Origin of the sequence: Komagataeibacter sp. FNDCF1, assembly GCF_021295335.1 — a bacterium.
Classification (GTDB): Bacteria; Pseudomonadota; Alphaproteobacteria; order Acetobacterales; family Acetobacteraceae; genus Komagataeibacter.
Genome location: NZ_JAIWOT010000001.1, coordinates 2,904,984 through 2,924,224 on the forward strand (window position 1 = coordinate 2,904,984; position 19,241 = coordinate 2,924,224).

Consider the following 19,241-nt stretch of genomic DNA (forward strand, 5'->3'; position numbering starts at 1 on the left):
AACAGCGTGTAAATTGCAAAGAAATTTTTGGTGAGGCTTCTTTTTAAAAAAGCCTTCTGAAAATGTCGCCTTCCCGGAAAAAGAAAGGGAACGGAATTGTATTATTTATCAAATAGTTATTTTGAAACAATCGTTTATTGCACAATTCCCCGCCCTGCATGGCCCTTTGGGAACGGAATGTGATTCTTGCTGATGGCATCAGCAGAAATTTTTATGTGATAACAAAAAATTGCTGGTCTAACCCTGATCAGCAGGTTACAAGCCGCGACCGTCCCGCCCGGAGGATGGCACCGGCCGCATTCCAGTGTGGATAACGGATATTTTCGATAATTTTTTTTAGCCAGCAGGGAGCAGGTCGTTCCGATGAGTAAAGCCTTCATTGCAGCCGTTATACAGGACTCGATTGATTGTACCGGTGTTGCTGCCAATCAGGCTGCCAGTGACCTGATCGAGGCGATTGTCAAGGAACTCAAGCGCGAGGGCGGTTTTACCCTGCCGTCGTTTGGCACGTTTACCGTCAAGAAGACCAAGGCCCGCAAGGCGCTCAACCCCCGCACGGGCGAGCCGGTGAAGGTCAAGGCAGGCAAGACGGTACGCTTCAAGGCCAGTCCGAACCTCAAGAAAGCGGTCTGATCCCGCAAGGTGCCACCCTGCCATGACGGCAGGGCGGCCCATCCGGTCAGGTAAACCAGACCGAGAGCGAGCGCACACCCTGCGCGCCACGGATCAGCACGCCCTGGATATCCGCCGTGGCGGAGGGGCCGCTCATCAGCACGCCATAATTGGCCGATTTGAATTCCGGCCGCTGCTGATAGGCGGTGTGCATGTTGGCCGTCAGTTCACTGGCCGAGAGCAGCACCACGATATGCTGCCCCAGATGCGCGAATGAATTGATCGGCAGCTGGGCCTCGCTCAGGAAAATGGACCCCATTTCCGCAATGCCGAAGGGCGCGCGCACCACGGTCACGTCAATCATGGCCGCATCCTGCGGTGTCCTGATCTTGTCCACCGGCAGCGTGCCACGGGCTTCGGGCACGTTGGAGCAGATGATCTTCGCATCGGGGTGACGGCGCGCAATGGCTTCATCCAGCGTCTCGCCCGGTGTGGCCGGTTCCAGCACGTCGCCGCCCAGTATCTTCAGGCTGGTGATGAAGCGTTCCCTGCTGGCATCAAGGTCCCCCAGCGTTGCGACTGGCGGCAGCGGATGGTTTTCGGGCGTGGGGCGGTTGGCCCGCAGCGCCTGCAGGATCTCGTCGCGTGCGCTCATTTCTTGGCCTCCGGTGTGCCATCTTTGCCGGGCTTGCGGTTCTTGCGGTACCAGTCATTGAAGGTCTGCTTGACCGGATGGGGGTTTTCGCGGTGCCTGCCCCACGGGTTCAGCCAGTTATACAGCACGAAGCGGGGCATGGTGCTGAGCGAGACCTCGGTTGCCTTGATGGCAGCGCGGTACAGCTTGGGCTGGCCCATCAGCTTGCCCGCCATGTGCATGATCTCACGCTTCACAAAAGGCATTTCGTGGTGCTGGACCAGCACGCGGCGCCATTTGTACAGCTGTTCGTGAATGTTGATCTTGACCGGGCAGACATTGGTGCAGCTTCCGTTCAGCGTGGAGGCATAGGGAAGCGTGCTGTATTTGCGTTCGTTAAACGTCGGGTCGATGATCGCGCCGATCGGCCCGGAATACACGGCACCGTAGGACAGCCCGCCCGAGCGGCGGTAGACCGGGCAGGTGTTCATGCACGCGCCACAGCGGATGCATTTGAGCGACGTCCAGAAATCTTCCATCCCCAGGCGGGCGGAACGGCCATTGTCCACCAGCACCACATGCATCTCGCCGCCCTTCTGCGGGCCACGGAAATGGGTGGTGTACTGCGTGATGGGTGAGCCCAGCGCGCTGCGCGACAGCAGCCGGACGAACACGCCCAGATCTGCCATGCGCGGCACCAGCCGCTCGATGCCGATGGTGGCGATGTGCAGGTTGGGCACCGTTGCACTCAGGTCGGCATTGCCTTCGTTGGTGCACACGACAAAGGTGCCGGTTTCCGCCACCACGAAGTTGCCGCCGGTCATGCCCGAATCGGCCCCCAGTATGACCGGGCGCGCAGCCTGGCGCTGGGCCTCGGCCAGCAGGTGCGGGTCGCGGATATCGGGATCGGTATTGTAGTCCTTGGCGAAGATCTTCGCCACGTCGGATGTCAGCTTGTGCACGGCCGGCACCACGATGTGGCTGGGCAGCTGGTCATCAAGCTGCTGGATGCGCTCGCCCAGATCCGTCTCGGTTACGGTGACACCCTGCTTTTCAAGGTAGGGCCGCATGTCACACTCCTCGGTGACCATGGACTTGCTCTTGATCAGCTTGTGCGCGTTATGGGCCTTCAGGATCTCGCCCACGATGCGGTTGTGCTCCGCCCCGTCGCGCGCCCAGTGGACGTGGATGCCGTTCTTCTTCGCGTTTTCCTCAAACTGCTCGAGGTATTCGGGCAGGCGGGAGAGCGTGTGTTCCTTGATGCGCGATGCTTCCTCGCGCAGTTCCTGCCATTCGGGCAGGATGTGCATCTGGGCATCGCGCTTCTGGCGCATGTCCCACAGGCGTTCATCATGGAACTGCAGGTGGGGCTTGTCCTCAAGGAAGTGTTCCGCCGCACGGGCGTGATTGACGGGCTTGTTGCTCATTGAGCGGCTCCGTTCAGGATCTGCGCGATATGGATGAAGCGGATGGGCACGCCCGCACGCTCGGCGCAGCCCTGCTGGTGCATCACGCATGAGGAATCGGCCGAGACGATGTATTCCGCCCCCGCCTCGTGGTGGTCACGCACCTTGTCCACGCCCATCTGCGCGGACACGGCCTCTTCCGTAACCGAGAAGGTACCGCCAAACCCGCAGCACTCATCGGGACGTTTCGGGGTGACGAAGCGGATGCCCCTGACCTTGCTCAGCAGGTCCATCGGCTTGGAAAAAGGCTTCTCCCCCAGTTCGGACATGCTGGCCGTACGCAGCGCGCGCAGCGTGCCGCAGCTGTTGTGCAGGCCCACGGTGTGGTTGAACTCCGCCCACGGGAAGGCATCGACCTTCAGCACGTCATGCAGGAATTCCACCAGCTCGAAGGTGTTTTCGCGCACGTGGCGGACTTCATCGGTCTGCTCGATGGCATCGAAATTGTCGCGCACATGGTGGGTGCAACTGCCCGAAGGCATGACGATCTTGTCATATCTGGCAAAGTTGCGGACAAACAGCGCTTCCGCTGCGGCGGCATCGGAATTGCAGCCGGAATTGCCCATGGGCTGCCCGCAGCAGGTCTGGTCCAGCGGATATTCGACATCCTGCCCCAGTTTTTCCAGCAGCTCCAGCGTGGCGATTCCCGCCTCAGGGTAGAACGCATCGATATAACACGGAATGAACAGGCCGATTTTCATTGTGGGACACTCATCCTCAGCACGATTGGCGCGAAACGTGGCGCAAGGTATGTTATTTCGTCAAATATATATTGAAAGACGATCCCATATATAATTTATATGTCATATGGATCTAAGGCATTTACGTTATTTCGTTGCCGTTGCCGAGAACGGAAGCTTCACGCGTGCCGCAGAGCAGCTAGGCATGGAGCAGCCCCCTCTGAGCCAGCAGATCAAGCAGCTGGAGAATGAACTGGGGGTCCTGCTGTTCCAGCGGCTTACGCGCGGGGTCAAGCTGACGGACGTGGGGCTGGTGCTGCTGGATCAGGCACGTGCGCTTCTGGGCATGCAGCAGCAGTTCATGGCCACCGCGCAGGGCCTGGCGCGTGGTGAGAAGGGGCATATCCGTGTCGGTCTGGCCGGCGCCGTGTCGATGCTGCCCATGATGCCGCTGACCGTGCGGCGGTTCCGTGAAGCATGGCCCGACGTGACCATCTACCTTGAGGAAAGCAATACCCCCGCCCTGCGCAAGGGGCTGCATGACCGTGCCATCGATATCGCCATTGTCCGCCCGCCGGTGCCCGATGGGGCCGGGCTGCTGGTTTCCCCCCTGCTGGAGGAGGAAACGGTGGTGGCGCTGCCCAAGGGGCACCCGCTGGCCACCCGGCCGCATCTGGAACTGGAAATGCTGGTGGATGAACCGTTCATCATCTTTCCGCGTGAACTGGGGCCGGGCTTTCATGACGCGATCCTGTCGGCCTGCCACAATGCGGGTTTTACCCCGCGCATGGGCCAGCAGGCACCGCAGATCGCCTCCACCGTGCCGCTGGTGGCGGCCGGGCTGGGGGTTTCGGTCGTGCCGCGCTCGCTGCACCAGATCCATTCGGGTGGCGTGACCTACCATTCGCTGGGAGCCAAGGCGCCGCGCGCGGAACTGGCCATTGCCATGCGCGCGGGCCAGCATGTGCCGCTGCTGGCCAACTTCATCTCCACGCTGCGCGCCTGCTGCCGGGACATGCATGACAGCGCACTCTCCATCGCCCCTGACGAGACGGCGGCATAAGATGGCGCCACGGCCCGCGCGCGCGCCGGCATCCTGCCCGGGCTGATCAGTCCACGCGGCTGGTGCGGATCAGGTCGTGGATGAAGGACAGCTTGCGCAGGATACCGGATGTCAGCACGAAGGGGTAGAAATCCGGCAGCCCCATGGAGCGGTTGAGACTGTTGACCGCATAGGTCAGCGGCAGCCAGCCTTCCGTGATCTCGGTAAAGGACATCTCGGTATACGGGTCGCGCTGCACGCTGGTACGCAGGGGAGGCGCCTGCGCGCCCGCCGCATCGATGGAGATGCGGTAGGCCCATGCGGTCTCCAGTGTCGAGATGATGTGCAGGTAATGCGCCCATGTCTCGGCAAAGTCCTCCCACGGGTGGGAGGTGGCATAGTGGCTGACGTAACTGCCGCGCCAGTCGGTGCTGGGGGGGGCATTGTAATGCGCCTGCAGGCTTGCGGCGTAATCCTGCCGGTCATCGCCGAACACCGCCCGACAGGCCGCCAGCCGGTCGGGTCCTGCATCGCGGATCAGGACATTCCAGTAGTAATGCCCGATTTCGTGGCGGAAATGGCCCAGCAGGGTGCGGTAATATTCCCCCATTTCCAGACGCATCTTCTCGCGCTGGGCATCATCCGTCTCGTTCATGGCAATGGTGATGATGCCGTTCATGTGGCCGGTCATGGCGGGGGTGCCATCGGGCTGGCTGTCCAGGAAATCGAAGGCCAGCCCGTTTTGCGGGTCCTCGCGGCGGTTGCGCATGGGCAGGCCCAGCCGGAGCAGGGTATAGAACAGCCGGTGCTTGGCCACTTCCAGCTTCTGCCACCGCGCGATATTGCCGGGCACCGACAGGTTGGGAATGGTGCGGTTGAAACTGCATGCCACGCAATAGGCCTGCCCCGGCTCGGCCAGCCAGTTGCATGCACCGCAGGCGTTGTTGGCGCACAGGGCGCGGGGGGCGTGCGGTGCGCCCAGCGGCTGCCACAGCCCATCGCCCATGGCGTCAAGCGCATAGAGTTCGGTCGCCTGCGGCAGGTAGCCCAGCGTATGGCCACAGCGTTCGCAGGCCGTGTTCTCGAAAAACAGGACCTGCTGGCATGACTGGCAGAAAAACAGCTTCATGATTACAGGCTGGTCCGCCGCCGGGGGGGCATGCCGTGGGTATCCGTGGGCACGGTGGTGGTTTCCATCACCGCCTCGAAGGTTGCGACACACTGGTCCAGCAGCCCGCTTACGGGTGCGGCCTGCTGGGGAATGGCAGCCACCGCCAGCGGCACATGGCCCTGTGCCGCCAGCAGGCCCGAAGTCGTGTCCAGCCCGATCCATCCGGCGCCGGGTACATAGGCCTGCGCCCATGCATGCAGTTCGCCGCCCGTCTGGTCCGATGCGCCGGTACGGGGCTGGAACAGGTAGCCCGACACGAAGCGGGCGGCAAAGCCCAGCCTGCGCAGCACCGCAATCAGCAGCCATGCGGTGTCACGGCAGGAACCGACACCGTTACGCAGGGTTTCCTCCGGCGACCACACGCCCGCTTCGGGCCGGACGCGGTAGGTGATGCGCGTTGCGATGGCACGGGTCAGCCCCACCAGTAGGTCCAGCGTCGGCCGGGGCAGGGTGGCGCGCCATTGTCCGCTCAGCGCATCCAGCAGCGGGGTGGGGGCATCGTCCGGGTTGTCGCGTGGCTGCATGCAGGAGACCAGTGCGGGATCGGTGGGCCGCCAGTCCCGTGCTGGCCAGTCCCGCGCGGATGGCGTGATGGCGAAGGGGCCGGGACTGGTCGGCGTCTGGTCCGTGACAAGGCGGACGGTAATGTCGAAATGCGTGACCTGCCGGGCAAAGGTGACGCGGGCGACGCGGTTGCCCGATGCATCGTAGTCCCATGTACAGCTATGGGGCGAAGGTGCGATTTCCATGGCGTAGGACAGTACGCCCGGACAGCCGGGCCGGGGGTGCAGGCGGATTGTCTGCGGGCCAAGATGGACGGGCCGGTCGTAGCGGTAGCGTGTGTGGTGGACCAGCATGGCATGCGCGTTCATGTACTCTTGAGCCCCGGAAAACAGTCCCGCATGCCTGTCATCGGACCCGGCGATGGTACGGTTCGGACATGGTTGCAATGTGCCGGCCCCACGCTATCAGGATTGGCGGTGGCAGCAATATCGTATTTTTCGGCTATTTGCGCCCGAAAGGGAAGGTTGTGCAGATTCGTTCTTGGCAAGAGACGATTTTCTTGCTCCGCTAGTCATGGATCGAAATGATTGATGGCAGGTGGGTGGACATGATTCCTTCGCCCCTGATCCACCTCCACTCCAGCGGAGGTAGGGCATGAATGATATGAAGATGACGGCGCAGGCAGCCGGGCTGTTCGCGACCTATGATGTTCCGGATTTTTTCTGTGAACTGCTCAATCGCCGGGACATCCCCCCATCGGGTCTGCAGCTTGTGCGTGACCGGCTGGCCTGTTTCGATCCGGGTGAACTGCGCCGCCGCGCGGCCGCGGTGGAGGCCCAGTTCTACCGGCTGGGCATTACCTTTACCGTCTATTCCGACAGCGAGGCGATAGACCGCGTCCTGCCGTTCGACGTCATTCCCCGCGTGCTGACCGCGGCGGAGTGGGATCATGTGGAACGCGGCGTGCAGCAGCGCGTGCAGGCGATCAACCTGTTCCTGCATGACATCTATCATGACCGTCATATCCTGCGCGATGGCGTGGTGCCCGAACATCTTGTGCTGGGCAATGCCAATTACTGCCAGGCCATGGTGGGGCTGGATGTGCCCGGCGGGGTGTACGTGCATGTCAACGGCACCGACCTGGTGCGTGACCGTGATGGCCGGTTCCTGGTGCTGGAAGATAATGCCCGCACGCCCTCGGGCGCGTCATACGTGCTGGAAAACCGGCAGATGATGCTGCGCCTCATGCCCGATCTTGCCACGGGGCTTGATATCCGCCCGGTGGATGAATACGGCCCCCGCCTGCACCGTGCACTGGCGGAGGTGGCCCCTGCGGGCGTTGCGAATCCGCAGGTGGTCCTGCTTTCCCCCGGGATCTACAACGCCGCGTATTTCGAGCATGTGTTCCTGGCGCGCGAGATGGGCATTCCGCTGGTCGAGGGGCGGGACCTCATGGTGGAGGACGGGCGTGTGTACATGCGGACCGTGGGTGGCCCGCGTCCGGTCCATTCCATCTACCGCAGGCTCAATGACGATTTCCTTGACCCGCTGGTCTTCAATCCCGACAGCCTGCTGGGCGTGCCGGGACTGGTGGATGCCTACCGCCGGGGCAACGTGACGCTGGCCAATGCCATCGGCACCGGTGTTGCCGATGACAAGGCGGTCTATGCCTACATGCCGCGCATCATCCGCTACTATCTGGATCAGGACCCGATCCTGACCAATGTGGAGACCCATATCTGTGGCGAGCCGGAGGGGCTGGCCTACACGCTGGCCAACCTGGAGCATCTGGTGGTCAAGCCGGTGGGGGAATCCGGTGGCTACGGGCTGCTGATCGGTCCGCACGCAACACAGGCGCAACTGGATGAATTCCGCGCATTGCTGCGTGCCGATCCCGCCAATTACATAAGCCAGCCCGTCATCAGCCTGTCGGTCTCGCCCACGCTGTGCCCGGGGGGTGTGGAGGGGCGGCACGTGGACCTGCGGCCCTTTGCCGTGACCGGGCGCAATACATGGGTGCTGCCCGGCGGCCTGTCACGCGTGGCGCTGCGCAAGGGGTCGCTGGTGGTCAATTCCTCGCAGGGCGGTGGGGCGAAAGATACATGGGTTCTGGCATCATGACACAGGTTTCGGCCTTTCCCCCCCCGGTGCTGCCGGGCCTGCGCAACCTGCTTTCACGCTATGCCGAGAGCACGATGTGGCTGGCACGCTACATGGAGCGCATCGAGAACATGGCGCGCCTGATCGAGGTGACAGGCTCCTCCGTCCAGGCCAGCAACATGGATGCCGGGTGGGACAGCGTCATCCGCATCAACGCGGATGATGCCCTGTTTTTCCAGCATCATGAGGCCGCGACCGAACGCAGCGTGGTATCCTTCTACATCACCGATCGCGACAATCCTGATTCCATCGTGTCCATGGCGCGCTGCGCGCGTGAGAATGCCCGCGTGCTGCGCCCGCTCATATCAACCGAGATGTGGATGCACCTCAATGTCTTCACCCGCTGGGTGATGGAACTGGGCCCGGATGACGTGGGGGCAGGCGACCTGTCGCCGCTATGCACGCGGCTCAAGCAGGACTGCCAGACCCATTTCGGCATTACGGAAGGCACGCTGTACCGTGACCAGGCCTGGCTGTTCTACATCTTGGGCAAGAATCTCGAGCGCGCGGACCAGATCACGCGGCTGATCGACATAAAATACCATACCCTGCTGCCCAGCGGTGCCGATGTCGGGTCGGACATCGACCTGAGCCAGTGGACATCGGTGCTCCGCTCGGCCGCAGCCTACCACGCTTTCCGCCGTGTGCTGCCAGAAGGCATGACACCCGCCAATATCGTGGGCTTCATGCTCAAGAATGATGGTTTTCCCCGCTCGCTTTCCGCCAGCCTGCGCAGCGTTGATGGCGCACTGAGTTCGCTGGCGGGCGAATACCGGCTGCGCCATTGCAGTCCGATCCTGGAGCGGCTGGAGGAACTGCGCGTCACATTGGTCGAGCAGACGGTGGAGGACATCATCATGCGCGGGCTGCATGAATACATGGACTGGATCCAGCGTCAGCTCAGGCAGATCCAGAACGACATTGCCCACGCCTTCTGGCCACCAGTCGTGTCCGTGCAGGCATAAGGTCTGGATGATGGGAGTGTTCGGGGGCCGCCTTTTTCCAGCCAGGCGGCGTCTCTGATGCTTTTTTTGAAAAGCTTCAGCAGAAATTTCTTTATGCTCTTCAAAGACTGAAACTGGCTGGGGCGGGAGGGTTCGAACCTCCGCATGGCGGAATCAAAATCCGCTGCCTTACCACTTGGCTACGCCCCAACAGGCCACGGGCCGCGCGATTCGCCCGGTCCGGGGTTGTTCTAATGGCTAAAGGGCGGTGCCGTAAAGGGGGAACCGCCCGGCTCCATGGTTCAGGCGGATGGTTCCAGCGGCAGGTCGACCATCGGGTCCGTGCCCGTGTCATGGGCCGTGCCGGCGGTAGTGGATTGCGGGGTGGCAGGCCCCAGTCCGGTAAAGCGGGCGGCGCGGTCCAGCGCCTGATCCAGGGCGGCCATGGTCAGGCCCATGTCCTGGCTGTCATCCCTGTCCCATGTACGCAGGGTCAGGGTCCATACGCCCAGCAGCGCCTGCAGGCGCACCGCACCGGCAAGCCCCGCCGTATCCAGCCCGGCAGCATCCGCGATCCACTTCATGCTTTCCACCGTGGCGCCACCCAGCAGCAGCGCCAGCGGCGGGTCCAGCGGCACCGCACGCAGTACGGCGCGCACGCCCTCACGGTACTGCTGGAACACATCAAGGCGGCGCATGAGCATGTCGAACAGCTTTTCGCGCACGCTGCCTTCGGAACCGTCCTCCACCAGTGCCGCCTCATCGGCCAGCCGGCCCAGGGTCAGCAGGACCATGGTCTTGCACGCAAAGCGCTTGCGCGCGGTCTCCAGGCTCAGCCCCGCATCGCGTGCGGCGTCAACGACCGTCGTGCGGCGCCACCCGTGCGAGGCGGCACGTTCCAGCGCGGAACGGAGAAGGGTGGCGTCAAACTGGTCGTTATCCATCGAAGGTTCGGTCTTCCGGGTCAGGGGTGTTCAGGTCAGTGCGAACCATGCGGCGCGCGCATGGTCATGAAACGGGCGACGGGCCCGACAGTTCACGTGCCCGCCGGGCGGCGGCCCTGATGGCCGTGGCCAGCGTGGCGGGCCACGCATCGGGTGCCATCAGTACCTCCAGCGCCTGCTGCGTGGTGCCGCCGGGGCTGGTCACGTTGCGGCGCAGGGTAGCGGCATCCACGCCGCTGCGGAGCATGAGCGCACCGGCCCCCGCCACGGTCTGGCGCGCAATCTGTCGGGCAAGTGCGGGGGGCAGGCCCTCCATGGTGCCGACCTGTTCCAGCAGTTCGGCCAGCAGGAAGACATAGGCCGGCCCGCTGCCGGATATAGCGGTCACCACATCCATCTGGTCTTCATGTTCGATCCAGGCCACATCACCCACGGCGCGCATCAGCCGCGTGCACAGGCTGCGCTGCGCGGCCGTGGCGGTGGGGGCATAGCACACGCTCATGCCCTGCCCGATGCTGCTGGGCGTGTTGGGCATGACGCGGATCACGACCGGCACCGGACTGCCCGCGGGCAGGGCCTTGTCCAACCCGTCCGTCAGGGCGCCTACCGTCCGGCCCGCCAGAACCGACAGGACCGGTGCGCGCAGGGCAAAGGGGGCGATGGCGGACATGACGGCATCCACCTTCTGCGGTTTGGTGGCCAGTACGATCATGCCGGGGTGGAAGGTGTCGGGTATCTCATCCATGCTGCGGACAAGATGGTGGGGCGCGGGGACGGAGGGGCGATGCCGGTCGAGGATGAAGGAAGGGGCAAGCCCTTCCTTCAGCCAGCCATCAAGCATGGCCCCCCCCATGTTCCCGCAGCCGACAAGCAGGATGGGGGGAAGCATGCCGTCCATCAGGCCATTCCCGCGCAGTCAAGCATGGCCGCTTCCAGCGCCTCTGCCGGTTTCTTGCCGCCCCACAGCACGAACTGGAAGGCGGGGTAGAAGCGCTCGCATTCGGTCAGGGCGATGTCGATCATGTCTTCCAGGCTTTCCATGGATGCGCCGCGTGAACCGCGCAGCAGCACGGCATGGCGGAAGACGGGCGTGCCGTGTTCAAGATCCATGCCGAAATGGCCGATCCACAGCCGCTCGTTGGCCAGGGCCACCAGTTCGAACAGGTTGTGGCGCTGCTCGGCAGGGACCTTGAGGTCGAACGTGCAGGTGAAATGCATGGCGCTGACTTCTTCCGACCAGCAGAAGAACAGGCCGTAATCGCACCATTTGCCCGGTGCCTCGGCCGCCATTTCCGAATCGCTGCGGCGTTCGAAATTCCAGTCATATCCGCCCACGATCTGTTCCATCAGATCGAGTGGATTCGTATTGCGTGTGCGTGTTGTCTGAGTCAGAGCAGGCATGTGGCACTCCCCGAAGCCGTCGTGGAGGAAATCCGGCTGGTGGCCGGATTCCGTGTCTCTGCAACCCGGTCCGTGTTCTGTTGCGGGGAATCAGGATGCGGACCGTGCTGTTACACTATGGCCCGCGGGCACCGGCTGCAAGTGTTGTGCTCAGGGGCCGGAACGCGGGGCGGGCGCGGTCAGGCTGGCTTCAAGATCGGATACGCGTTCTTCCAGGCGGGAGATGCGGTTTTCCATTTCCGCCTGGGCCAGGCGGGCGCGGGTGGCGACTTCGCGCACCACCTCGAATTCATCGCGGCGCACCAGGTTCAGGCTGCCGAGCGTTTCATCCACGCGCGCGCGGACGATGGCGCCGATTTCCTCGCGCACACCGGCCAGTGCCGAGAACGCGCCACCGGCCACACCGGCAAGATCATCAAGAATGCGGGGCCTGTCGGACATGATGGATACTCCAAGGACGTGCCGCGCTGCGTCTTTTGCCAGACCCCGCGCGGGATGAAAGCAGGCACTATAGACACATTGCCGCCTCAGGGCTATCCGCACGATGGGAATGGGCGCGCACGGGCGGCGCCCGCGGCATTCAGGAAACGGAATTCGGGCAAGCAGGGGAGCGCGGGACAGTGATCGTGATTACGGGTGGCGCGGGCTTTATCGGTTCATGCATGCAGCAGGCACTTCATGCGCGTGGCGTGGAGACGGTGGTGGTGGACTGGCTGGGCAGCGCGGGCAAGTGGCGCAACCTGCGCCACCATGCTCCCTGCCGGATCATAGCCCCCGAGGTGCTGGATGGATGGCTCGCGACCCGGCCGGATGTATCGGCCGTCATCCACCTTGGCGCCATAAGCGAGACCACGGCCACGGATGGGGACCTGGTGTGGCGTACCAACGTGGACCTGTCCGACCGGCTGGCGGAATGGTGCGCGCAGGAGGGGGTACGCTTCATCTACGCCTCATCCGCCGCAACCTATGGCGCGGCGGACAGGGTGGAACAGTTCAGCGATGACCCGGCAGGCCTTGACCGGCTCAGCCCGCTCAACCTTTATGGCTGGTCCAAGCAGGCGTTTGACCTGGGTCTGCTGCGCCGTCTGGATAAAGGCGAGCTGCCCGGCCTGTCATGGGCGGGGCTGAAGTTCTTCAATGTGTATGGACCCAACGAGTACCACAAGGGGAACATGATCTCGGTGGTCAGGGTCAAGTATGACGAGGCCCGCGCGGGCCAGCCCCTGCGCCTGTTCCGCTCCGACGTGCCGGGCCTGGCCGACGGGGCGCAGGCGCGTGACTTCATATGGGTGGGTGACGTGGTGGATGTCATGCTCTGGCTGCTGGAGCACGGGCATGTGACCGGACTGTTCAACTGCGGCACGGGCATTGCCCGCACCTATGCCGACCTGGCCCATGCGGTGTGCGATGCCGCCGGTGTTGCCCGCCAGATCGAATTCATCGACATGCCACAGGTCCTGCGCGGGCAGTACCAGTCCTTTACCTGTGCGGACATGCGCAGGCTGCGGGCTGCGGGCTATACCCGCCCCTTCACCACGCTGGAAGACGGGGTGCGCCATTACGTGCAGGACTATCTTGCCCGTCCCGACCCCTATCTCTAGGCATCGCGCCCGGTGCCGCCGCAACCATGAGACAATGAAAGTGGGCCGATGCTGCCTGTCCTGATCTTTCCGCAGTTCGATCCGGTAATGGTCCATTTCGGGCCGTTCGTCATCCGCTGGTACGCCATGGCCTATATCGTGGCACTGGTGGCGGGATGGCGGATCGCGCGCCACCTGGTGGCCCTGCCGCCGCGGGCGGCGACCACGGTGCAGGTGGATGACTTCCTGACATGGGCGACGCTGGGCGTGGTGCTGGGGGGGCGGCTTGGCTATATCCTGTTCTACCAGCCGGGCTATTACTTGGCCCATCCGCTCAATATCCTGCAGGTCTGGCATGGCGGCATGTCGTTCCATGGCGGGGCGGCGGGCGTGATCATTGCGCTGATCGTGTTCACGCGGCTCAACGGGCTGAGCTTCCTCGCCTTTTCCGACCGGATCACCACGGTGGTGCCCATCGGGCTGGGGCTGGGGCGTATCGCCAACTTCATCAATGGCGAACTGTGGGGGCGGCCCGCGCCATCCTCCCTGCCATGGGCCATGATCTTTCCCGATGCGGGGCCGGAACCGCGCCATCCCTCTGAACTGTATGAGGCCTTTGCCGAAGGGCTGGTCCTGTTCACCGTGCTGTGGTGCGTCTCGCGCAGCCTGCGCGTGCGCCAGCATCCCGGCTTCATCGCGGGACTGTTCCTGTTCGGCTATGCCGTGGCGCGCACGGTGTGCGAATGCTTCCGCGAACCCGATGCCTTCATCGGCTTCCTGCCCTTTGGCGTGACCATGGGGCAGGTGCTGTGCGTGCCCATGGCCATCGGGGGGCTGGGGCTCATGCTCAATGCATGGATGCGGCCCGCGCGCACATCCGTCATGGCCGAGCCGGAGGCACCGGATGGCGGAACAGCGCGGTGAATGACGCGGGCGAACGCCTGGACCATTTCATGGCCCGGGCGAATGCCGCCTATTACGCGGGATGTGACCCGTTTGCCGATTTCATTACTTCGCCTGAAATATCACAGATGTTCGGCGAACTGCTGGGGGCATGGGTTGCCGTTGTGTGGGGGCAGCTTGGCCGTCCGGACCCGTTCATGCTGGTGGAGGCGGGACCGGGCCGTGGCACGCTCATGGCCGATGCGCTGCGCCTCGTGCGCCGTGTCGCGCCTGCCTGCCACCGGGCGGCGCGCCTGCACCTGATCGAGACCTCGCCCCGCCTGCGCGGCGTGCAGGCGCGCGCGCTGCAGGGGGCGACTGCCGTTCCCGCCTGCTGGCATGACAGTCTGGCCACCGTGCCGGATGGCCCGATGGTGCTGCTGGCCAACGAATTCCTGGATGCGCTGCCGGTCCGCCAGTTCATAAGGCGGGCAGGGGGCTGGGATGAGCATTTTGTGCGGCACGGCGCATTCAGGCGCGTGCCCGCGTCTTTTCCGCCCGACCATCCCGCCCGCACGCGCCCGGTGCCGGAGGGCGGCGTGCTGGAAACCTGCCAGCCGGCGCTGGAGTTCACGCAGGCCCTTGCCGTACGGCTGCGGCGCTGGCCGGGTGCCGCGCTGCTGGTTGATTATGGCTACGATGCCCCAGCATGGGGGGACAGCCTGCAGGCCCTGCGTAACGGCCACCCGGCCGATCCGCTGTGCGACCCCGGCATGGCGGACCTGACCGCGCATGTCGATTTCCGTTCCATCGCGGATGCGGCGTGCACCGTGGATGTATGGGGCAGCGTGCCGCAGGGTCGGTTCCTGTCGGCACTGGGGCTTGCGGCCCGCTGCGCGCAGCTTGAGCGTGCGGCCCCGAAGCAGGCGGGCGAGATCAGGGCGGCGGCGGCAAGGCTTGCGGCGCCGGAGCGCATGGGTCAGTTTTTTCGCGTGCTCGGACTTTCGGCGGGGGTAACGGGCGACCTGCCGGGTTTTGCGGGCAGGCGTACCGACGACGCAACGGCCAACAGGGAAACATGACAGATGACGGACAGCGCCATTACGGATGCACAGGTCGTGCGTGCGCCATTTCTTGCCGCGACCCGGCATGGCTTCTTTACCCGGCAGGGGGGTGTTTCCACCGGGCCTTATGCCAGCCTGAACTGTTCCACCCGCTCGGCCGATGCGGCCGGGGCCGTGCGTGAGAACCGCCGTCGTGTCGCGCATCATGTCGGTGTGCGACCCGAGCACCTGCTGGGTCTTACGCAGGTGCATGGCGACCACACCATTACCGTCACCACCCCATGGGCCGAGGGTGCCGGACCAGAGGGTGACGGGCTGGTGACCAGCCGCCCCGGCCTTGCGCTCGGGGTGATTACCGCCGATTGCGCGCCCATCCTGTTCAGCAATGCACGGGGCACGGTGGTGGGGGCCGCGCATGCGGGCTGGCGCGGGGCCTGTGGGGGCATTATGGAATCGGTCGTGGCCGCCATGGGTGCGCTGGGCTGCGCGGCAGGTGACATCAGCGCGGTGGTCGGCCCGTGCATTGCCCCCCGGAGTTATGAGGTGGGTCCGGACATGCGGGACGCGGTGCTGGCGTGCGATGCATCCGCCACGGACTTTTTTGTGCCAGCCGCGCGGCAGGGGCATTTCATGTTCGACCTGCCGGGTTACTGCGTGGCGCGGCTGGAACGGTGCGGGGTCGGGCGCGCCATGGCGGTGGGACTTGATACGCTGCACGATGAAGCCCGGTTTTTCAGCCATCGCCGCCGCACGCTGGCAGGTGGCGGCCCGATCGGCCACCAGATTTCCGTTATTGCCTGCCGGGGGCTATAGATAGGTTCATGATGTCAGAAGTTTTTGCCCGGCGGCTGGTCATGATGTCAGCCATCGTAGCACTGGGTGGCTGCGTCAGCATGCCGCAGCCTTTCCGCCATAATGGTGCGAATGGTGTGGTCCAGGCCCCGACCGCGCGGCTGGCCGTGCCGGTATCTGACGTATCGGGCACGGATGCGGCGGGTGCGCAGGCCTGGCAGCATGCCATGGTCGATTCCCTGGTGGCGCAGTCCGTGCCCGCCATGGGCCAGCCCGTCCGCCCCGGTGACTGGTGGCTGAAGATGACGGCCGCCGCCAGCAATGGCACGGTCGTGCCGACCTATGCCGTCATAACCCCCAAGGGCGAGGAACGGGGCCACATGGATGGCGCCCCCGTTCCCGCCGTGCAGTGGCAGGCGGTTGACGGGCAGGCCGTTACCCGTTCGGCGCAGATGGCGGCCCCCGGTGTTGCGGAACTGCTGACCGGCATCCAGGCCGCGCAGATGCAGAAGGACCCCAACAGCCTCAAGAACCGCCCGGCCCATGTGTATTTTGCAGGCGTGCAGGGCGCACCGGGCGATGGCGACCGTGCCCTGGCGCGCGCCTTCATCGCCGCCTTCCCCGATGCGCATGAGGATATCCGCCATACCGCCACGGGGGCCGACTACACCGTGCGCTGCACCGTCGTGCTCAATGACGCGGTCACCACGACATCATTGAACCGGCAGCAGCATATCGTGCTGACATGGCAGGTGGTCGACGCACAGGGCAAGGAAGCGGGCGCCGCCACCCAGATCCATGACATCAAGGCCCATTCGCTCGACCAGAAATGGGGCGATGTCGCGGTAGCGGCAGCCGATGAGGCGGCGGGCGCCGCCCGGCAGATCATCACGCGCTATTCCGGTCGGGCAAACATGCCGCTGGCGGCGGATGGCACGCTGGCACCCCGGCAGGCCACCGCTCCATCGCAGCCAGCCGTTGCCAGTACGGCTGCGGCTGGCGGGCAACAGGCCGTGCCGCCCGCCACGCAGAAGCCTGCTGCCAGCCCGCCCGTGACCCAGCCCGCCCCGGTTGCCATGACCGCCGCAGCACCCGCGCCCGCAGCCCCGGTTCCGACCGTGTCCCCCGTGGCCACGCCCGCACGCGCCGTGGCGGCCCCCGCGCCAGCGCCCACCCCCGTAATGGCGGCAGGCCCTGCCGTCACCCGGGCTGCCCCCATTGTTCCGGCCGTGGTGCCGGCCGCGTCCGTTCCGGTGGTGACGCCCGCTGCCGTGGCCACCTCCACGCCCCGGCCCCGACCGGCTGCCACGGCGGCGCCTGCCGCGCGTCAGTCCGCGCAATGGCCCCCCATGCCCAGCGCGGCGGCCCCCGCCACGCCGCCGGATGCGGGCACGCATGAAGTCCATGGCACACCCGTGGCCGCCACGCCGCCCGCCGCAACGCCGGCCATGCCGGTGCGGCCCTTCCCCGGCGTGACCCTGCCGCCGCTGCGTGCCGGTGTGACGGATCAGCAACGACGGGCTGATGTGCGGTCGCCGCCCGGCATAGACAGGTGACAGGCCATGTGCGGGTTGTTAGAAGGCGGCACATAAAGAGCAGGGGCGCGGAAAAAACAGGCGCCCCGTCGCCTGCATCGCCGCCCGGGAGCGCCACACGATGAAGATTGTCGCCTGTAACAGCAACCTGCCTCTTGCCGAAAAAGTTGCGATGGAGCTGGGGCTGCCGCTTTGCAATGCGACCGTGCGGCGTTTTGCCGATATGGAGATCTTTGTCGAGATCCATGAGAACGTGCGTGGCGAGGATGTATTCGTCATCCAGAGCACCTGTTCCCCCACCAATGACAACCTGATGGAACTGCTGATCATGCTCGACGCGCTGCGTCGTGGCTCGGCACGGCGCATCACGGCGGTCATGCCGTATTTCGGCTATGCCCGGCAGGACCGCAAATCCGGTCCCCGCACGCCCATCAGCGCCAAGCTGGTCGCCAACATCCTGGTGGAAGCGGGTGCGAACCGGGTGCTGACCATGGACCTGCATGCCATGCAGATACAGGGCTTTTTCGATATTCCGGTCGACAACCTGTACGCGGCCCCGCTGTTCACCCGTGACATCCGTGGCCGCATGAAGCTGCAGGGCGAGCCCCCGCTGCCCTATGAAGCACCGCCGATGGACATTCCCGGTGGTCCCCACAATCTCATGATCGTCTCGCCCGATGTGGGGGGCGTGGTGCGCGCGCGCCAGCTGGCGCAGCGGCTGAATGTCGATCTTGCCATCATCGACAAGCGGCGCGAGCGCGCCGGCGTGTCCGAAGTCATGAACGTGATCGGTGACGTACGCGGCCGCTACTGCATTCTGGTCGATGATATTGTCGATAGTGGCGGTTCGCTGTGCAACGCGGCGGAAGCGCTGATGAAGCATGGGGCCGCGGCGGTGGAAGCCTATGTGACCCACGGCGTGCTGACCGGCAGCGCCGTCAGTCGCATCGGCCAGTCGCCGCTGGGCATGCTGACGCTGACCGACAGCATCAAGGCGACCGAAGCGGTGGAGGAATCGGCCAATATCCGCCAGATCAGCACGGCGGCCCTGATCTCGCGCGCCATGCAGGCCATTTCGGATGAAAGTTCGGTTTCCTCGCTGTTTGACTGATGGTGGCATTGACCCTGGCCGTGGCCCGGCGTTACCCCCGGAGAGCTGTATCGAAAAGGAACGCCCGATGACCGACCTGATTTCCCGGCCCTACTGGTATCTGCGCCATGGGGAGACCGACTGGAATGCACAGGGCCGCTCACAGGGGCGCACGGATATCCCGCTCAATGCCACCGGTGTCGCGCAGGCGGAGGCGGCGGGGCTGCTTCTGGCGCGGCACTGGCGCGACCATGCGCCGATCGTGCGCATCGTGTCCTCGCCGCTGATACGCGCGCGCCGCACGGCCGAGATCGTGGCCGACCAGCTTGCCGCCCACGGTGCCCCCCGCTTCGGGGTGGCGCTGGATGACGGACTGAAGGAAGTCTGCTTCGGCGACGAGGAAGGCAAGCCGATGGGCACGTGGTACGACAGCTGGATTGCAGGCGAGTACACCCCCACCAATGGCGAAAGCTTTGCCGACCTGCGCGAACGCGCGGTCTCGGCTGTCAATCGTGCGCTGGAGCATGAGGGCGTGCCGCTGATCGTCTGCCATGGCGCCATGTTCCGTGCCCTGCGTGCGGCCATGCATCTCAAGCCCAACGTGCGCCTGCCCAATGCCACGCCGATGTGGGCCGAACCGGGGTCCACGCCGGTATGGAGCCTGAGCGCGCTTTCCTGAAAAAACGGGCCTGAAAAACGGGCGCAGGCGGGCAGGGTGATTGCATCGGGCGCGGTTTTCC

General features: G+C 64.7%; 20 protein-coding genes and 1 tRNA gene. 11 read left to right on the plus strand and 10 right to left on the minus strand.

Annotated elements, in window-relative coordinates; translation table 11 throughout:
• Positions 1-363: 363 nt before the first annotated feature.
• Positions 364-633: an HU family DNA-binding protein gene (locus tag LDL32_RS13725; RefSeq protein WP_233067836.1), complete on the plus strand. Its 270-nt coding sequence runs from the start codon at positions 364-366 to the stop codon at positions 631-633.
• Between the two features lie 46 nt (positions 634-679).
• Here LDL32_RS13725 and LDL32_RS13730 read toward each other — a convergent pair whose 3' ends face one another.
• Genes LDL32_RS13730 through LDL32_RS13740 form a run of 3 tightly spaced genes read right to left on the minus strand, consistent with a single transcriptional unit; the run spans position 680 to position 3,413 of the window.
• Positions 680-1,267, minus strand: a complete 588-nt coding sequence (locus tag LDL32_RS13730) for an LUD domain-containing protein (RefSeq protein ID WP_233067838.1) — start codon at positions 1,265-1,267, stop codon at positions 680-682.
• Entirely contained in the window at positions 1,264-2,673 is a 1,410-nt protein-coding gene (locus LDL32_RS13735; RefSeq protein WP_233067840.1) for a lactate utilization protein B, read from the minus strand. The genes LDL32_RS13730 and LDL32_RS13735 overlap by 4 nt, the downstream gene beginning before the upstream one ends.
• Complete coding sequence (locus LDL32_RS13740) at positions 2,670-3,413, minus strand: (Fe-S)-binding protein (RefSeq protein WP_233067842.1); 744 nt, start codon at positions 3,411-3,413, stop codon at positions 2,670-2,672. The genes LDL32_RS13735 and LDL32_RS13740 overlap by 4 nt, the downstream gene beginning before the upstream one ends.
• 106 nt (positions 3,414-3,519) lie before the next feature.
• On the opposite strand from LDL32_RS13740, the gene LDL32_RS13745 reads away from it, so the two are divergent.
• Entirely contained in the window at positions 3,520-4,455 is a 936-nt protein-coding gene (locus tag LDL32_RS13745; RefSeq protein WP_233067843.1) for a LysR family transcriptional regulator, read from the plus strand.
• A gap of 46 nt (positions 4,456-4,501) precedes the next feature.
• Here the strand turns inward: LDL32_RS13745 and LDL32_RS13750 are convergent, their stop codons facing one another.
• Entirely contained in the window at positions 4,502-5,563 is a 1,062-nt protein-coding gene (locus tag LDL32_RS13750; RefSeq protein WP_233067844.1) for a putative zinc-binding metallopeptidase, read from the minus strand.
• Between the two features lie 2 nt (positions 5,564-5,565).
• Positions 5,566-6,477: a transglutaminase family protein gene (locus tag LDL32_RS13755; protein ID WP_233067845.1), complete on the minus strand. Its 912-nt coding sequence runs from the start codon at positions 6,475-6,477 to the stop codon at positions 5,566-5,568.
• A 286-nt stretch (positions 6,478-6,763) separates the two neighbouring features.
• On the opposite strand from LDL32_RS13755, the gene LDL32_RS13760 reads away from it, so the two are divergent.
• A complete protein-coding gene (locus tag LDL32_RS13760) occupies positions 6,764-8,230 on the plus strand; it encodes a circularly permuted type 2 ATP-grasp protein (RefSeq protein WP_233067846.1) in 1,467 nt (488 codons plus the stop codon).
• On the plus strand, positions 8,212-9,234 hold the full coding sequence (locus tag LDL32_RS13765; RefSeq protein ID WP_233067847.1) for an alpha-E domain-containing protein: 1,023 nt from the start codon (positions 8,212-8,214) through the stop codon (positions 9,232-9,234). The genes LDL32_RS13760 and LDL32_RS13765 overlap by 19 nt, the downstream gene beginning before the upstream one ends.
• 114 nt (positions 9,235-9,348) lie before the next feature.
• Here the strand turns inward: LDL32_RS13765 and LDL32_RS13770 are convergent.
• The 5 genes from LDL32_RS13770 to LDL32_RS13790 all read right to left on the minus strand — a co-directional run bounded on the left by LDL32_RS13770 (position 9,349) and on the right by LDL32_RS13790 (position 11,999).
• Positions 9,349-9,423 (minus strand) — tRNA-Gln (locus LDL32_RS13770).
• A gap of 92 nt (positions 9,424-9,515) precedes the next feature.
• Positions 9,516-10,157 carry a TetR family transcriptional regulator gene (locus LDL32_RS13775; protein WP_233067848.1) on the minus strand — a complete coding sequence of 214 codons (642 nt, stop codon included), beginning with the start codon at positions 10,155-10,157 and terminating at the stop codon, positions 9,516-9,518.
• A gap of 64 nt (positions 10,158-10,221) precedes the next feature.
• Positions 10,222-11,055 (minus strand): pyrroline-5-carboxylate reductase, encoded by an 834-nt coding sequence (proC, locus tag LDL32_RS13780; RefSeq protein ID WP_233067849.1) that lies wholly within the window; start codon positions 11,053-11,055, stop codon positions 10,222-10,224.
• Positions 11,055-11,558: a YbjN domain-containing protein gene (locus LDL32_RS13785; protein ID WP_233067850.1), complete on the minus strand. Its 504-nt coding sequence runs from the start codon at positions 11,556-11,558 to the stop codon at positions 11,055-11,057. The genes proC and LDL32_RS13785 overlap by 1 nt, the downstream gene beginning before the upstream one ends.
• Before the next feature lie 150 nt (positions 11,559-11,708).
• A complete protein-coding gene (locus LDL32_RS13790) occupies positions 11,709-11,999 on the minus strand; it encodes an accessory factor UbiK family protein (protein WP_233067852.1) in 291 nt (96 codons plus the stop codon).
• Positions 12,000-12,178: 179 nt separating this feature from the next.
• Here LDL32_RS13790 and rfaD point away from each other — a divergent pair, with 179 nt between their 5' ends.
• The 7 genes from rfaD to LDL32_RS13825 all read left to right on the plus strand — a co-directional run bounded on the left by rfaD (position 12,179) and on the right by LDL32_RS13825 (position 19,180).
• Positions 12,179-13,159: an ADP-glyceromanno-heptose 6-epimerase gene (gene rfaD, locus LDL32_RS13795; RefSeq protein ID WP_233067854.1), complete on the plus strand. Its 981-nt coding sequence runs from the start codon at positions 12,179-12,181 to the stop codon at positions 13,157-13,159.
• A 48-nt stretch (positions 13,160-13,207) separates the two neighbouring features.
• A complete protein-coding gene (lgt, locus tag LDL32_RS13800) occupies positions 13,208-14,062 on the plus strand; it encodes a prolipoprotein diacylglyceryl transferase (RefSeq protein ID WP_233067856.1) in 855 nt (284 codons plus the stop codon).
• Complete coding sequence (locus LDL32_RS13805) at positions 14,059-15,102, plus strand: SAM-dependent methyltransferase (protein WP_233067858.1); 1,044 nt, start codon at positions 14,059-14,061, stop codon at positions 15,100-15,102. Before lgt ends, LDL32_RS13805 begins: the two co-directional genes overlap by 4 nt.
• Positions 15,103-15,105: 3 nt before the next feature.
• A complete protein-coding gene (gene pgeF / locus LDL32_RS13810; protein WP_233067860.1) occupies positions 15,106-15,897 on the plus strand; it encodes a peptidoglycan editing factor PgeF in 792 nt (263 codons plus the stop codon).
• 11 nt (positions 15,898-15,908) lie between these two features.
• Positions 15,909-17,432, plus strand: coding sequence for a hypothetical protein (locus LDL32_RS13815; RefSeq protein ID WP_233067862.1), 1,524 nt, complete (start codon positions 15,909-15,911; stop codon positions 17,430-17,432).
• A 100-nt stretch (positions 17,433-17,532) separates the two neighbouring features.
• Positions 17,533-18,522 carry a ribose-phosphate pyrophosphokinase gene (locus LDL32_RS13820; RefSeq protein WP_233067864.1) on the plus strand — a complete coding sequence of 330 codons (990 nt, stop codon included), beginning with the start codon at positions 17,533-17,535 and terminating at the stop codon, positions 18,520-18,522.
• A gap of 67 nt (positions 18,523-18,589) precedes the next feature.
• On the plus strand, positions 18,590-19,180 hold the full coding sequence (locus LDL32_RS13825; protein ID WP_233067868.1) for a histidine phosphatase family protein: 591 nt from the start codon (positions 18,590-18,592) through the stop codon (positions 19,178-19,180).
• The last annotated feature ends 61 nt before the right edge of the window (positions 19,181-19,241 follow it).

Coding starts and splice junctions, on each gene's coding strand:
- LDL32_RS13790 (WP_233067852.1), bottom strand. CDS start 11,999: ATGTCCGACAGGCCCCGCATTCTTGATGATCTTGCCGGTGTGGCCGGT.
- lgt (WP_233067856.1), top strand. CDS start 13,208: ATGCTGCCTGTCCTGATCTTTCCGCAGTTCGATCCGGTAATGGTCCAT.
- LDL32_RS13785 (WP_233067850.1), bottom strand. CDS start 11,558: ATGCCTGCTCTGACTCAGACAACACGCACACGCAATACGAATCCACTC.
- LDL32_RS13750 (WP_233067844.1), bottom strand. CDS start 5,563: ATGAAGCTGTTTTTCTGCCAGTCATGCCAGCAGGTCCTGTTTTTCGAG.
- LDL32_RS13735 (WP_233067840.1), bottom strand. CDS start 2,673: ATGAGCAACAAGCCCGTCAATCACGCCCGTGCGGCGGAACACTTCCTT.
- pgeF (WP_233067860.1), top strand. CDS start 15,106: ATGACGGACAGCGCCATTACGGATGCACAGGTCGTGCGTGCGCCATTT.
- LDL32_RS13815 (WP_233067862.1), top strand. CDS start 15,909: ATGTCAGAAGTTTTTGCCCGGCGGCTGGTCATGATGTCAGCCATCGTA.
- LDL32_RS13725 (WP_233067836.1), top strand. CDS start 364: ATGAGTAAAGCCTTCATTGCAGCCGTTATACAGGACTCGATTGATTGT.
- LDL32_RS13760 (WP_233067846.1), top strand. CDS start 6,764: ATGAATGATATGAAGATGACGGCGCAGGCAGCCGGGCTGTTCGCGACC.
- LDL32_RS13745 (WP_233067843.1), top strand. CDS start 3,520: ATGGATCTAAGGCATTTACGTTATTTCGTTGCCGTTGCCGAGAACGGA.
- LDL32_RS13755 (WP_233067845.1), bottom strand. CDS start 6,477: ATGAACGCGCATGCCATGCTGGTCCACCACACACGCTACCGCTACGAC.
- LDL32_RS13730 (WP_233067838.1), bottom strand. CDS start 1,267: ATGAGCGCACGCGACGAGATCCTGCAGGCGCTGCGGGCCAACCGCCCC.
- proC (WP_233067849.1), bottom strand. CDS start 11,055: ATGGACGGCATGCTTCCCCCCATCCTGCTTGTCGGCTGCGGGAACATG.
- LDL32_RS13825 (WP_233067868.1), top strand. CDS start 18,590: ATGACCGACCTGATTTCCCGGCCCTACTGGTATCTGCGCCATGGGGAG.
- LDL32_RS13765 (WP_233067847.1), top strand. CDS start 8,212: ATGGGTTCTGGCATCATGACACAGGTTTCGGCCTTTCCCCCCCCGGTG.
- LDL32_RS13820 (WP_233067864.1), top strand. CDS start 17,533: ATGAAGATTGTCGCCTGTAACAGCAACCTGCCTCTTGCCGAAAAAGTT.
- LDL32_RS13775 (WP_233067848.1), bottom strand. CDS start 10,157: ATGGATAACGACCAGTTTGACGCCACCCTTCTCCGTTCCGCGCTGGAA.
- LDL32_RS13740 (WP_233067842.1), bottom strand. CDS start 3,413: ATGAAAATCGGCCTGTTCATTCCGTGTTATATCGATGCGTTCTACCCT.